This window comes from Anaerotruncus sp. (assembly GCF_057433415.1).
Window position 1 is genome coordinate 1 of the sequence record NZ_DBMDHH010000066.1, and the last position, 12,408, is coordinate 12,408.

Annotated in this window: 12 protein-coding genes and 1 pseudogene; 7 read left to right on the plus strand and 6 right to left on the minus strand. The window is 65.6% G+C overall.

Annotation, left to right across the window (positions count from 1 at the left end; translation table 11 throughout):
• Positions 1-340 precede the first annotated feature (340 nt).
• From ACZO3G_RS13200 to ACZO3G_RS13230, 7 genes are all read left to right on the plus strand, one after another.
• Positions 341-967, plus strand: a complete 627-nt coding sequence (locus tag ACZO3G_RS13200) for an IMPACT family protein (RefSeq protein WP_101549423.1) — start codon at positions 341-343, stop codon at positions 965-967.
• A 140-nt stretch (positions 968-1,107) separates the two neighbouring features.
• Positions 1,108-2,121: a deoxyguanosinetriphosphate triphosphohydrolase gene (locus tag ACZO3G_RS13205; RefSeq protein WP_101549425.1), complete on the plus strand. Its 1,014-nt coding sequence runs from the start codon at positions 1,108-1,110 to the stop codon at positions 2,119-2,121.
• A 31-nt stretch (positions 2,122-2,152) separates the two neighbouring features.
• Positions 2,153-3,919, plus strand: coding sequence for a DNA primase (dnaG, locus tag ACZO3G_RS13210; protein WP_276874265.1), 1,767 nt, complete (start codon positions 2,153-2,155; stop codon positions 3,917-3,919).
• Between the two features lie 19 nt (positions 3,920-3,938).
• Positions 3,939-5,024, plus strand: a complete 1,086-nt coding sequence (rpoD, locus tag ACZO3G_RS13215) for an RNA polymerase sigma factor RpoD (protein WP_101549428.1) — start codon at positions 3,939-3,941, stop codon at positions 5,022-5,024.
• A gap of 1,153 nt (positions 5,025-6,177) precedes the next feature.
• Complete coding sequence (locus ACZO3G_RS13220) at positions 6,178-6,573, plus strand: RrF2 family transcriptional regulator (protein ID WP_101549430.1); 396 nt, start codon at positions 6,178-6,180, stop codon at positions 6,571-6,573.
• Complete coding sequence (locus ACZO3G_RS13225; protein WP_276874052.1) at positions 6,570-6,896, plus strand: ATP synthase subunit I; 327 nt, start codon at positions 6,570-6,572, stop codon at positions 6,894-6,896. The genes ACZO3G_RS13220 and ACZO3G_RS13225 overlap by 4 nt, the downstream gene beginning before the upstream one ends.
• A complete protein-coding gene (locus ACZO3G_RS13230; protein WP_276874055.1) occupies positions 6,893-7,456 on the plus strand; it encodes a sugar O-acetyltransferase in 564 nt (187 codons plus the stop codon). Before ACZO3G_RS13225 ends, ACZO3G_RS13230 begins: the two co-directional genes overlap by 4 nt.
• 288 nt (positions 7,457-7,744) lie before the next feature.
• On the opposite strand, the gene ACZO3G_RS13235 is transcribed toward ACZO3G_RS13230, so the two are convergent.
• The 6 genes and pseudogenes from ACZO3G_RS13235 to ACZO3G_RS13260 all read right to left on the minus strand — a co-directional run.
• Positions 7,745-8,314 (minus strand): hypothetical protein, encoded by a 570-nt coding sequence (locus tag ACZO3G_RS13235; RefSeq protein ID WP_256152953.1) that lies wholly within the window; start codon positions 8,312-8,314, stop codon positions 7,745-7,747.
• 17 nt (positions 8,315-8,331) lie between these two features.
• Complete coding sequence (locus ACZO3G_RS13240) at positions 8,332-9,582, minus strand: putative glycoside hydrolase (protein ID WP_276874061.1); 1,251 nt, start codon at positions 9,580-9,582, stop codon at positions 8,332-8,334.
• A gap of 45 nt (positions 9,583-9,627) precedes the next feature.
• Positions 9,628-10,236 (minus strand): Rnf-Nqr domain containing protein, encoded by a 609-nt coding sequence (locus ACZO3G_RS13245; RefSeq protein ID WP_276874064.1) that lies wholly within the window; start codon positions 10,234-10,236, stop codon positions 9,628-9,630.
• Positions 10,237-10,267: 31 nt separating this feature from the next.
• Positions 10,268-10,918 (minus strand): Rnf-Nqr domain containing protein, encoded by a 651-nt coding sequence (locus tag ACZO3G_RS13250; RefSeq protein ID WP_276874067.1) that lies wholly within the window; start codon positions 10,916-10,918, stop codon positions 10,268-10,270.
• On the minus strand, positions 10,869-11,879 hold the full coding sequence (locus ACZO3G_RS13255) for an RnfABCDGE type electron transport complex subunit D (RefSeq protein WP_276874070.1): 1,011 nt from the start codon (positions 11,877-11,879) through the stop codon (positions 10,869-10,871). Before ACZO3G_RS13255 ends, ACZO3G_RS13250 begins: the two co-directional genes overlap by 50 nt.
• Positions 11,876-12,408 (minus strand): annotated as a pseudogene (locus tag ACZO3G_RS13260) (hypothetical protein); the annotation flags it as partial. The pseudogene ACZO3G_RS13260 and the gene ACZO3G_RS13255, both read right to left, overlap by 4 nt.

Below are 12,408 nucleotides of genomic sequence, written 5' to 3' on the forward strand. Positions count from 1 at the left end.
CTCCCGGAGATTCCTAAGAACCCGGCGGAGGGTTCTTAGGCGGACTTTTGGTTCCTTTTCGTCCGTCCGAAAAGGAACCCGTGGCGCGCGGCGGAACGCGCTCGTGATTCTTGCCGCTTGGAAAGCGGCAATTCCCGCCCAAGCCCCGCCGGGCGGCCGTCGGCGGGACACGCCTCCGGCACTAGGCCTGCGGGCCGTCGCAGCGCGGCAAACCCAAAACCGCCGCCGGTCGGCCACCGGCAGCTGCGCCGCTAGATGAGCGGCAAACCCAAAACCGCCGCCGGTCGGCCACCGGCAACTATGCCGCTCCCCGAGCGGCAAACCCGAGAGGAGCCCTCCAGTGGACGAATACACGACGATCAAGGCTTTTGCGAGCGACGAATTCACCGAGCGGCGCTCCCGTTTCATCGGGCATGTGAAGCCGGCGGCGAGCGAGGCGGAGGCGGCGGCCTTCATCGCGGAGTGCCGCGACAAATACTGGGACGCAAGCCACAACGTCTACGCCTACATCCTGCGCGACGGCCAGACCCGCCGCTACTCGGACGACGGGGAGCCGCAGGGGACGGGGGGCGTGCCGGTGCTCGAGGTGCTCCAGCGGGAGGGGCTGACCGATCTGGTCTGCGTGGTGACGCGCTATTTCGGCGGGGTCCTGCTCGGCGCGGGCGGGCTGGTGCGGGCCTACTCCCACGGCGCGAAGCTCGCGGTCGACGCGGCGGAGCGGATGACGATGAGCGAGTGCACCGAGCTGGCGCTCGAATTCGGCTACGACCTCTACGGGAAGATCTCCTACCTGCTGCCGCAGTTTCACGCGCAGACGACGTTTTCCGACTTTGGGGCGGTCGTGCGGCTTCAGGTGCTGGTGAAGGACTGCTTTGTCCCGTCCTTTGAAAAGGCGTTGGCGGAGGGCACCTCCGCGCTGGTGACACCGCGGGCGGTCGACCGCCGGTACGCCTGCATCCCCGAATGAATCCTGTCGAACGGTGGAACATCCTGCCTTTTGCAAGAAATTTCTGCATCAGGCAGGAATTTTTTTATCTGCGGAGTATAATATAGTAGAACAGGCCGCAAAGCGGCATGGAAAGCCGCTTGACGGGAGGGAGGCACCGCATGACGATCCGCGAGCAGACGCAGGAAATCCAGGCGCGCACCCTGTCAAAATACGCCAGCCTCTCCCAAAACTCGCTCGGACGCGAACGCCCGGTCGAGGACTGCCCGCTGCGCACGCCCTACGCGCGCGACCGCGACCGGATCCTTCACTGCAAGTCGTTCCGCCGGCTGATGCATAAGACGCAGGTATTTCTCTCCCCGGAGGGGGACCACTACCGCACCCGGCTGACCCATACGCTGGAGGTGAGCCAGATCGCGCGGACGATCGCCGTCGCGCTGCGCCTCAACGAGGAGCTCACCGAGGCGATCGCGCTCGGCCACGACCTCGGGCACACGCCGTTCGGACATGCCGGGGAGCGCGCGCTCGCACAGGTCTGTCCGCACGGGTTTTCCCACGCGCAGCAGAGCGTGCGGGTCGTCGAGCGGATCGAAAACGACGGCGCCGGCCTCAACCTCACCTGGGAGGTTCGCAACGGCATCGGCTGCCACTCCTACTCCAACCCCTCCCCGGAGGGCCGGGCAAGGACGCTCGAGGGACGCGCCGTCTATTTCGCGGACAAGATCGCCTACCTCAACCACGACCTCGAGGACGCGCTGCGCGCGAAGGTGCTGACGCAGGACGACATCCCCTGGACGATCAAATACGCGCTCGGGCGCACCAAATCCCAGCGGATCACCGCCCTCATCACCTCGCTGGTGGAAAACAGCGGCGAGGACGTCGGGATGGACAAAGCGACCGCCGAAGCGTTCGCCCAGTTCAACTCGTTTATGTATGAAGCGGTCTACCTCAACCCCGTGGCGAAGGGGGAGGAGGGCAAGGCGGAGGAGGTCGTCAAGAGCCTCTACCGCCACTTCGCGGAGCACCCGCAGGAGCTGCCCGACGAATACCAGGCGATCTATGAGCGGGAGGACGCCGCGCGCGCCGCCTGTGATTACATATCGGGCATGTCCGACCGCTACGCGGTCGCGACCTACGAACGACTGTTCGTCCCGCGCCCATGGGAAATCTATTGATTGGAACAATCCGGAAAGGAGGCGGCCACCGATGATTTCAGAACTTTTCCTGCAGGAACTCAAAAGCTACAGCGACATCGAACAGGTCGTCTCCTCCTATGTACACCTCAAGCGGCGGGGGCGGGTGGCCACCGGGCTCTGCCCCTTCCACTCGGAAAAGACTCCCTCCTTCACCGTCTACCCCGACAACCAGAGCTTCTACTGCTTCGGCTGCGGCGCGGGGGGCGATGTGATCACGTTTATCCGCCGCATCGAAAACCTCGAGTATGTGGAGGCGGTGCGCTTTCTGGCCCAGCGCGCGGGCATGGCGATGCCGGAGGACACGCGGGACGACGGCATGGCGCGCCTTAAGGCCCGCGTGCTGGAACTCAACCGCACCCTCGCGCGGTTCTACCACAGCTGCCTGCGGGGCCCGCAGGGCAAGCCGGGGCTCGACTACCTGCACGGGCGGGGGCTCACCAACCAGACGATCATCCGGTTCGGCCTCGGCTACGCGCCCGACAGCTGGGACGCCGCCTGCAAATACCTGCGCTCCAGGGGCTTTACCGACGACGAGATGGTTTCCGCCGCCGTGGCGGCCCGGGGGAAGAGCGGCGGCCTCTACGACAGCTTCCGCAACCGGGCGATGTTCCCGATCATCGACCTGCGGGGCAACGTCATCGGCTTCGGCGGGCGGGTCATGGGGGACGCGAAGGGACCCAAATACCTCAACTCGTCCGACACGCCCGTTTTTAAAAAGAGCCGCAACCTCTTCGCGCTCAACTTTGCGAAGGCCTCCAAGCGGGAGGGGCTCATCCTCTGCGAGGGATATATGGACGTGATCGCGATGCACCAGGCGGGGTTTGACAACGCCGTCGCGACGCTGGGCACCGCGCTCACCTCCGAGCAGTCGCGGCTGATCGCGCAGTATGCCCAGGGCGTCACCCTCTCCTACGACTCGGACGGCGCGGGACAGGCCGCGACCCGGCGGGCGGTCGGCCTGCTCGGGGAGGTCGGTGTGAAGATCAAGGTGCTCTCCATCACGGGGGCGAAGGACCCCGACGAATACATCAAGAAATTCGGCGCCGAGCGGTTTTCGCTGCTGCTTGAAGGCGCGTCGAACGCCACCGAGTTCGAGATCGCCAAGCTCAGGCAGAAATACGACTGCGACACCGCCGACGGCAAGGTCGCCTTTCTGCGGGAGTTCGTCGCGCTGATGGCGGGGATTCCCAACGCGGTCGAGCGGGACGTCTACCTCTCCAAGGTGGCCTCCGAGCTGGAGGTAGCCAAGGAGGCGGTCGAGACGCAGCTCAAGTTCGAGCAGAAGCGCGCATCCAAGCGCCGCAAGCGGGACGCCTCCGAGCTCAAGGTCTACAGCGAGGTCAAGGCGCCCAGCCAGCGGCAGGATTTCCAGCGGGCGCGCAACATCAAGTTCGCGCTGGCGGAGGACAAGCTGCTCGGCATCCTCATGAAGAATCCGGATTATTATGCGCATGCCGCGTCCCGGATTACGCTGGAAGACTTTGTCACCGACCGCAACCGGGAGCTGGCAAAGGTGATCTTCGAGCGGCTGGCGGCGGGGCAGTCGGTGGAGCTCAGCCTGCTGTCGGCGCAGCTTACGGTCGACCAGATGGGCGTTGCGTCCGAGCTGGTCAACGCCGTATCGGGCATGATGTTCGGCGTGGAGGATGTCGACAGTTATATCGACACCATCCTCAGCCATAAAAATATCAAGTCGCAGGACGAGGTCGCGGCAATGACGGATGACGACCTGAAGGCGTACATAGCCTCGTTAGCGTCCAAGAAGAAGTCAAACTGATTTAGGGGGACATACAGCAATGGGTGTACAGGAAAAGAAAGCCGTTTTGAAGGAACTTCTGGAGAGCGGCAAGGCGAAGGGCAAGCTGACCACCAAGGAAATCAGCGACGCGCTCGAGGAACTGGATTACGACGTCGAACAGGTCGACAAGATGTACGACCTGCTGGAACAGAACAATATTGAAATCATCGAGGACATGGTCACGCCGGTCGAGGAGGACTTCAAGGACCTCGGCAAGGGCGCAGACCTCGACGTGGCGCTGGCCGCCGAGGGCATCAGCATCGACGACCCGGTCAAGGTCTACCTCAAGGAGATCGGGCGGGTGCCGCTCCTCTCCGCCGACGAGGAGATCGACCTCGCGGTGCGCATGGGGCAGGGGGACGTCGAGGCGCGCAAGCGCCTCTCGGAGGCGAACCTGCGCCTCGTCGTCAGCATCGCCAAGCGGTATGTCGGCCGCGGGATGCAGTTTTTGGATCTCATCCAGGAGGGCAACCTCGGCCTCATCAAGGCGGTCGAAAAATTTGACCACACCAAGGGCTTCAAATTCTCCACCTATGCGACCTGGTGGATCCGCCAGGCGATCACCCGCGCGATCGCCGATCAGGCGCGCACCATCCGCATCCCGGTGCACATGGTCGAGACGATCAACAAGGTGAAGAAGGTCTCCTCCCAGCTGCTGCACAAGAACGGCCACGAGCCGACTGCCGACGAGATCGCGGCCGAGCTTGACATGCCGGTCGACAAGGTGCGCGAGATTATGCGGGTGGCGCAGGAGCCGGTGTCGCTCGAAACGCCGATCGGCGAGGAGGAGGACAGCCACCTCGGCGACTTCATCCCCGACGACGACGCGCCCGCCCCGGCGGACGCCGCCTCCCACGTCCTGCTCAAGGAGCAGCTCTCCGAGGTGCTCCAGACCCTCACCCCGCGGGAGGAAAAGGTGCTGCGCCTGCGCTTCGGCCTCGAGGACGGCCGCAGCCGTACCCTCGAGGAGGTCGGCAAGGAGTTCAACGTCACGCGCGAACGCATCCGCCAGATTGAGGCCAAGGCCCTGCGCAAGCTCCGCCATCCCTCCCGCAGCAAAAAGCTGAAGGACTTCCTCGACTAAAGGAACCCTTTTGAAAAAGGTTTCCTTTAGAATCCTTTCAAAACCTTTGGTTCAGGCGTCGCGCGGCGTTTCGCCGCGGGCGCGTCCCGTGAGGGAGAAGAAGCGGCCGCCCTTCCGGGCGGCCGCTTCTTTGAGCTTCCGGGTTCCGCCCCGGGGATGGTTTTGGGTTTGCCGCGCTGCCGGAGGCGTGTCCCGCCGACGGCCGCCCGGCGGAATCCTCTTGAGTTTACCGCGCTGCGGCCGGCGGGGCGTAGACGGGAATTGCCGCCCATGGGCGGCAAGAATCACGAGCGCGTTCCGCCGCGCGGCACGGGTTCCTTTTCGGACGGACGAAAAGGAACCAAAAGTCCGCCTAAGAACCCTCCGCCGGGTTCTTAGGTATCTCCGGGAGTACCTTGCCAGTACCCGCGAACTACCGCCGCTCCCCACGGGTACACTAGCTGAAGGCTCAATTCAGGTTGCAGGCGCTCCCAACGACCGAAGCCGGATGGCTCGCCAAAACCTGCGGCGGAAAACAACGCCCGTTCCGGGTGTTCGCGCGCTCTGCGCGCGTGCGCGGCAAAGCCGCGCAGTTTTCCGCCTCCCCGTGGGCGCTGCGCGCCGCGCAAAAGTGGCCGTGCCTCCCCGAACGCACGTCCGATTCGGTTCCGGAGACTCGCCGGCAGAGGCATTGCGCCCGCGGCGCGGCGCCAGGCGGGATGCTGTAGGCTCGTTCATTCATCCGTGACAGGGCGCCGCCGACTTTGGCCGCAGGCCAACCGGAGGCGGCGCGGGGGTCAAGGGGGCACAGCCCCCTGCGGCTTCTTTCCCCCATTTCTTGTCCGCACAAGAAATGGGGCCGCCTGCCGGGGCGGGACCCGGCAGTTCCGCCGCTTCCCGAGCGGCAAATCTAACCCTGCCGTCGGTCGACTACCGGCAAGCTCCGCCGCTCGTTGAGCGGCAAGCCTAAGCCCACGCCGGGGCGGGACCCGGCAGTTCCGCCGCTTCCCGAGCGGCAAATCCAAAGCGGCCGCCGGCCGCCAGCCGACAATCTCCGCCGCTCCTTGAGCGGCAAATCCGGGAACCCCGCCCTTGACAAAACGCGCCGAATGTTATACACTTAATTAGTATAGTTTATTCCTTTTGGAAAAGCGCGAACAAAGGAGCGGATTTCATGTATATCACCCTCGAAGCCGACTACGCGGTGCGGATTGTCAACTGTCTGGCGAAGAACGGGAGCCGGATGGATGCCAAGGCGCTCTCCGCCGCGACGGGCGTGACCCTGCGCTTTTCCCTCAAAATCCTGCGCAAGCTGGTCGCGCAGGGGATCGTGCGGTCCTATAAGGGCACGCAGGGCGGCTACGAGCTCGCCCGCGCGCCGCAGGAGATCCCGCTTGGAGAAGTCATCGAGACGGTGGAGGGCCCGATTACGATCAGCCGGTGCGTCGGCGGAGACGGGGAGTTCCAGTGCACCCGCGTCGAGGAGGGGGAGTGCCGCTTCAACCGCGCCTACGCCGAGATCGCGAAGCTGGTGCGCGACCGCCTCTACGCCATCCATTTCGGCGAATGACCGCGCCGTTTGCCGCGGGGCTGGCCGCCGGGTGTGTCTGGGCGGCGGCGGACGCGCTGCTGCTGCGCTATGCCGCGAAAAAGGCGGCGAAAGCTCCCGAACGCGCCGGGACCCTTGTCATGCTGGGGTTTGCGGCGCGCTGGTTTTTTACGATCGCGCTGATCGCGCTGGCGCTGTTTTTACCGCAGCTCGACGCGGTGGGAGCGTTGCTGCCGCTGATCGCGCAGAAGCTGCTGCTGGCCCTGCTCGCGGCGCTGCCCCGCGGACAGAAAACAGACGCGCCGCCCTCCGGCGGCGCGCGAAAGGAAGATGGACCAAAATGACAGAACGTGAGAAGATGCTCGCCGGAGAACCGTACGATCCCGGGGATCCCGAGCTGGTGCGGCTGCGTCTGATGATGCGGCAGATCTGCCAGGCCTACAACAATTTGCCGCCCGAGGACGAAGCGGGGCACGACCTCCTGCGCATGCGGATGCTCGGTGCGCACAAGGAGCGCGCCTACATGGAGCCGCCCGTGTGGTTTGATTACGGCGTCAACACCTCGGTGGGCGAGCGGTTTTACGCCAACTTCGGCCTGACCGTGCTGGACAGCGCGCAGGTCATCATCGGCGACTATGTGGAGATCGGTCCCAACGTCGATATCTACACCGCCACCCATCCGCTCGATCCGACCGCGCGCGCCACCGGGCTGGAATATGGAAAACCGGTGCGCATCGGCAACCACGTCTGGATCGGCGGGCATACGGTAATCAACCCCGGCGTGACGATCGGCGACAACACGGTGATCGGCTCGGGCAGCGTCGTGACGCGGGATATCCCCGCGGGTGTGCTGGCCGCCGGAAATCCCTGCCGCGTCATCCGGAAGATCGTGGAGAGCCTGTGACCAAAGGGAACTTTCGAGAAAGTTCCCTTTGGAAACCCTCAAAGCGTCTGGCGCAGGCGGGGCGCTGCCCGCAGCTGTCCGCGCGTCCCGTGAGGAGCGCTAAAGGCCGGCCCAGCCGGGCGGCCTTGTTCATGCGGAGAGTTCCCTTTGGAAACCCTCAAAGCGTCTGGCGCGGGCGGGGCGCTGCCCACAGCCGTCTGCGCTATATGAAAGCAAAGGAAAGCGGCCGCCCTTGCCGGGCGGCCGTTGTTTTTTGTTTATGGTCCCGCGCGTCCGGAGATGCGGCGGTCAATAGTCGATGACGACGAACTCCCCAAGGTTTTCGGGGGCGTCGAGGGGCTTTGCGAAGTCGGCCGGGTAGAAGCACCCGGAGTGGGGCTTTTCGGGCCCCTCGCAGAGCTTGTAGAGGTTGCCGGTAAAGACCGTGTCCTTTACGGGGGAGAAGCGCGGGTAGTAGGTCTTCATGACGGCGGCGGAGAGGAAGAGGTTTCCGCCCCAGAACACCCCCTGGAGGTCCTCGCCGGTAAACATGTGGAGCGAAGCGGCCTCCGCCGCGACGAGGACGGCGGTGACGTCCTCCGCGCCGCGCAGAATCCGCATGCTCCGGTCGGCGCGGATCAGGAGGGTGAGGGGGGGCTCGTCCCCGGTAAAGCGGAAGACCGCCCGCAATTCGCTCTGCGGGAGCGGCTCCGCCTCAAACGCGAGCAGCTGGAGGGAGAGCCCGCCGTGAGAAAAGCAGACGCGCGCCTGGGAATAGGGCTTGTAATCCCGCTTTTCGAGCGGGAAGGTGGTGAGCTTGGCGACATGGAGCGTCTCGTAGTCGGGCTCGCCGGGAAAGAGGCGGACTTTAAAGGCCATGTGAAAACCTCCTGTAATCAGACGTCGGGCTGCGGGTAACTGCCGTCGGGGCTGTAGATGATGTAACTGATGACGCCGTTTTGGGAGGCGGCGCCGATCTGGGCGTTAATATCATCGACCGTATACATCTTATTATTCTCGATCGTGTAGGAGGCGGGATACGCCTGCACGAGCACGGTGACGTTTTTGCCCGCGACGTCGGGGGCGATGAATTTGAGCAGGCTGTCGACGGTGCCGCGCGGGTCGAGCACGGGCGCCTCGAGGGAAAAGCTCTCGAGGGTGAAGCCGTCGCCGAACTGGGCGGGCATCACGCCGATGGTCACGTTGTCATTGGCGATCGCGAGGGGATTGGAGCCGTAGTAGGTGTTGTTGGCGCCGAGTGCGGCGAGTCCGGAGATGTAGACGCTCACATCGCCGCCCTTGGCCTGCACCTGCTGGTCGATCTGGTCGAGGAAGACGGAGAGCGCGTCCGACCGGGTCACACCCTCCGCGGTCGGGCCGTAGGAGGCGTACTCCTGCCCGTAGCCGGTGGGGAAGCTGACGTTGTCGAGCAGGATCCGTCCCACCCCGAGCGACACGCTCTCGGTGGCGATGTCGATGATATAGGCGCGGGCCAGGTCGGAGTAGGGATTGAGCCAGGGCATGCCGCCCTGGTCGGCGGCGTTGTCGAGCCAGAGGATCTCCGTGTTCATGTACTTGATGCCCGCGTCGGGGATCCGGGAGGGCGCGATGGGATCCCGGAAGGCGTTGAGCCGCCCGATGGGGATGAGGTTCTTTTCCTTGAGCTTTTGGCAGAGGACCCCGAGGTCATAGGCGTTTTCCGACTGCGCGCCCGTCTGCGCCACAAGGTCGAGGTCGGACCGGTAGAGGATGTTGCCCTGCTGGTCCTTGAGGTCGAAGAGCACCGCGTTGATCTCGGTGCGGGTGAGCTCGTCGAGCAGTTGGTCAAGCAGGGCGGGATCCCGGATCTGCGTGTTCGTCAGGTAGAGCGCGCGCACGTCGGCGGGGACGGGCGGCTCCGGTTCGGGCTCCGGCTCGGACGTTTCGGCGGGCGGGGGCGCGGGCTCGGCCTCGCTCGGCGCGTTGTGTGAAGCGGCCGCGAGCGCGCCCGAGAAGTAATCGCGGATGGGGCCGTAGGCGTTATAGCCCACGAACGCCACGATAAAGACGGCGGCGGCGACCAGCGCCCCCCGCAGGACGAGCGAGCCCGTCGAGCGCTTGCCGCGGTAGATGCGGTTGTACCGTTTGATCTTGTAATTCTTTGCCATCGTATCACCACCGTTTCAGGATAGGCGCCTTTGGGGGGAGGCCCGTCAGGTCGGGAGCTGGTGGCCGATCAGCCCATAGATCGCCAGGGAGAGGATTCCGATATAGAGCAGCATGATGGGCAGCCCGCGGAAGGCGCGGGGCACGTCGGACAGGGCGATGCGGCGGCGTCCCTCCCGCACGAGCAGCAGAGCGGCGGTGTAGCCGATCCCCGAGCCGAACGCGAAGCCGACGGTTTTGACAAAGCCGTAGCCGCCCGAAAAGGCGATGAGGATGGTGCCGAGCACGGCGCAGCTGAAAGCCGCGTTCGCGGCGTCCCGGCGCAGCGGATAGTGGATGCGCGGAAACCACGCGCGGGTGACGAGATAGAGCAGCGTAAAGACGACGCAGACGCACGCGAGCGTGGAGATCGACGTCAGATAGCGGATGCCGAGCCGGGTGGAGAGCTGCTGCTCGCGCAGCAGCCGGTTGAGCGGCCACGCGAGCGCGGCGGAAACGACGGTGATAAAGGTGAGCGCCGCGCCGAACGCAAAGATGCGGCGGGGAGCCCCCATCATCAGCGTGTCCCTGCTCGACCCGAGCCCGCGGGTAAAGACCGCGTTTTGCAGCACGGCCGCGGAGAGGGCGATGATCAAAAACTCAGACAGGACGTTCATGGGTTACCTCCATAGAAAACCGGCGGGCCGGTTATTCCGGTTTGGGATTGTGCCGCCGGTAGGAAAAGACGAGCGCCGCGCGCCGCAAAAACCGCACGAGCGCGCTGAGCAGCGCGACGGCGATAAAGCCCGCGAACGCGATCTGGACGCCCTCGGCCTTGAAGGGGAGGGGGACCGGCACGCCCCACAGGGAGCCCGCCCCGAGCAGCTCGCGGAAGAAGGCGATGAGGCACATGGCCAGCGCGAAGCCGAGGCTGTAGGCGGCCGCGTCGACGAGCGCCATGACGGGCCGGTCGGCCGGGCGCTCATAGCGGGCGCAGAGGGTCAGCAGGATGGTGTTGATCGAGAGGATGGGCACATAGATGCCCAGCGAGTCGGCGACCTCGGGGGAGATGGGCAGGATGAGCGGCACGCACGCGACGACCACCACCATTGCGAAGAGGGTGTAGACCACGGGCGAAAACCACCTCGGCAAAAACCTGCCGACCAGCGAGGCGAGCAGCACGGTGGGGATGAGCGAGCAGGCGAGCAGAATGGAGATCGAGACGCTGCTGCGCAGGCTGGTGGTGACCATCACCGCGAAGGGGAGCGCCAGCCCGCAGCAGAGCACGGGGTTCCTGCCGAAGATGCCGTCAAACCAGCGTCCGCGCCTGCGGGCGCGTTTTAGCTTTTCTAGCTTCAAGGTGTTTCCTCCTTATGACGCGGTGCAGCGATTCGTTGTAGCGGTCGATCAGCGGGACGAACGCGTTCGCAATGAGCACCGCGAAGGGCATACTTTCCTCGTACCCACCGAAATAGCGGAAGAGCATGGCGACCACGCCCGCGAAGACGCCGTACACCGCCATCGAGGAGTCCCGCTTGGGGCTGGTGACGGGGTCGGTGAGGACGAAGACCGCGCCGAAGAGCAGCGTCCCGGACATGAGCTCGTAAAAGACCGCCTGCAGCCCGGTCCCAGCGCGCGGGAAGAGGAGCGTCACCGCGGCGCAGGCCGCGAGGAAGGGCAGCGGGAGCTGCCAGCGCACCGTCCGCCGGAAGATGAGATAGACCAGGCAGGCGAGAATGACGAGGATGTTGGTCGCGCCCATCGGGCCGGGGTAGTTGCCGAAGAGCAGCTCGGTGAGGTTGTTGGTGGGAACGCCGCCGACCTTGAGCACGAAGGCGGGGTTCTGGTAGAGCTGCGCGGTCACCTCACCGAAGGCGGGGATGCGGTCGAAGGGCATGGGATACATGAACACGAGCCCCGGCCAGCAGATCGCCGCGAAGGAGAAGCCCGCCGCCCCGGGGTTGAAGAGGTTCTGCCCGGTGCCGCCGAAGGGGTGCTTGACGATCGCGATGGCGAAGACGGCGGCGGACGCGACCACGTAGTAGGGGATCGTCGCGGGCATCGTCAGCGCGATGATGAGCCCCGTAACCACGGGGGAGAGGTCGCGCGGGTTGGGGCGCCTGCCGCGGATGAGGGTGCACAGCGCGTCGCAGACGACCGCCGTGACGACCGACACGGCGCAGACGATCAGCGCGCGCCCGCCGTAGTAGAGGAACGCCAGCACGCACAGCACGAGCAGCAGGATGATCATATCGGACATGAGCGTCCGGTTGCTTTCGGGAAAGCGGATGTGGGGGGCCGCCCTGCGATTCAGTTTCAACGGTCGTCCCCCCCTTTTTCGGTGGAATCATTTTTGCGCCAGCCGCGCATCGGGTCCGGCTTCGGCGCGCCCGCCGCCGCCAGCGCGGCGGCCGGTTCCCCGGCCTCCTTTGCCGGCGCGCTCTCCTCCGCGACCGCTTCGGGCGGGAGCAGCTCCACCTCCTCGAGGGGAGCGCCGGGCGCGTCGGTGGGGGACGCCGTCCGCGCGGCCTCCTCCGGGATGCCCGCGGACCCGCCGCCGGCAACGGCGGGCTCGGCGATAACGGCCTCGGCTGCGACAGGCGCGCCGGAAACGGCTTCGGCGGTTATGGGCCCGGCGCCGGGCTCCGGCGCGGGCTCCCCGGGAATGTCGTTCCCGCCGAGCACCACCGTGACCGGCCGCCCCTCAAAGGCGGCCTGCGCCTGCCGCGCGGCGTCCGCCGCGGCGCGGGCGTTTTCCTTCGCCCGGTCGAGCGCGGCCTCGATGTCGGCGCGCGCCCGTTCGTCCGTTTGGCGCGCCTCCTCGAGGCGCGCCTCATAAGCGTCCTTCG

Excerpts from the sequence above, each read along its gene's own strand:
- dnaG (WP_276874265.1), top strand. The coding sequence starts at position 2,153 with ATGATTTCAGAACTTTTCCTGCAGGAACTCAAAAGCTACAGCGACATC.
- ACZO3G_RS13225 (WP_276874052.1), top strand. The coding sequence starts at position 6,570 with ATGACCGCGCCGTTTGCCGCGGGGCTGGCCGCCGGGTGTGTCTGGGCG.
- ACZO3G_RS13245 (WP_276874064.1), bottom strand. The coding sequence starts at position 10,236 with ATGAACGTCCTGTCTGAGTTTTTGATCATCGCCCTCTCCGCGGCCGTG.
- ACZO3G_RS13235 (WP_256152953.1), bottom strand. The coding sequence starts at position 8,314 with ATGGCCTTTAAAGTCCGCCTCTTTCCCGGCGAGCCCGACTACGAGACG.
- ACZO3G_RS13220 (WP_101549430.1), top strand. The coding sequence starts at position 6,178 with ATGTATATCACCCTCGAAGCCGACTACGCGGTGCGGATTGTCAACTGT.
- ACZO3G_RS13240 (WP_276874061.1), bottom strand. The coding sequence starts at position 9,582 with ATGGCAAAGAATTACAAGATCAAACGGTACAACCGCATCTACCGCGGC.
- rpoD (WP_101549428.1), top strand. The coding sequence starts at position 3,939 with ATGGGTGTACAGGAAAAGAAAGCCGTTTTGAAGGAACTTCTGGAGAGC.
- ACZO3G_RS13205 (WP_101549425.1), top strand. The coding sequence starts at position 1,108 with ATGACGATCCGCGAGCAGACGCAGGAAATCCAGGCGCGCACCCTGTCA.
- ACZO3G_RS13230 (WP_276874055.1), top strand. The coding sequence starts at position 6,893 with ATGACAGAACGTGAGAAGATGCTCGCCGGAGAACCGTACGATCCCGGG.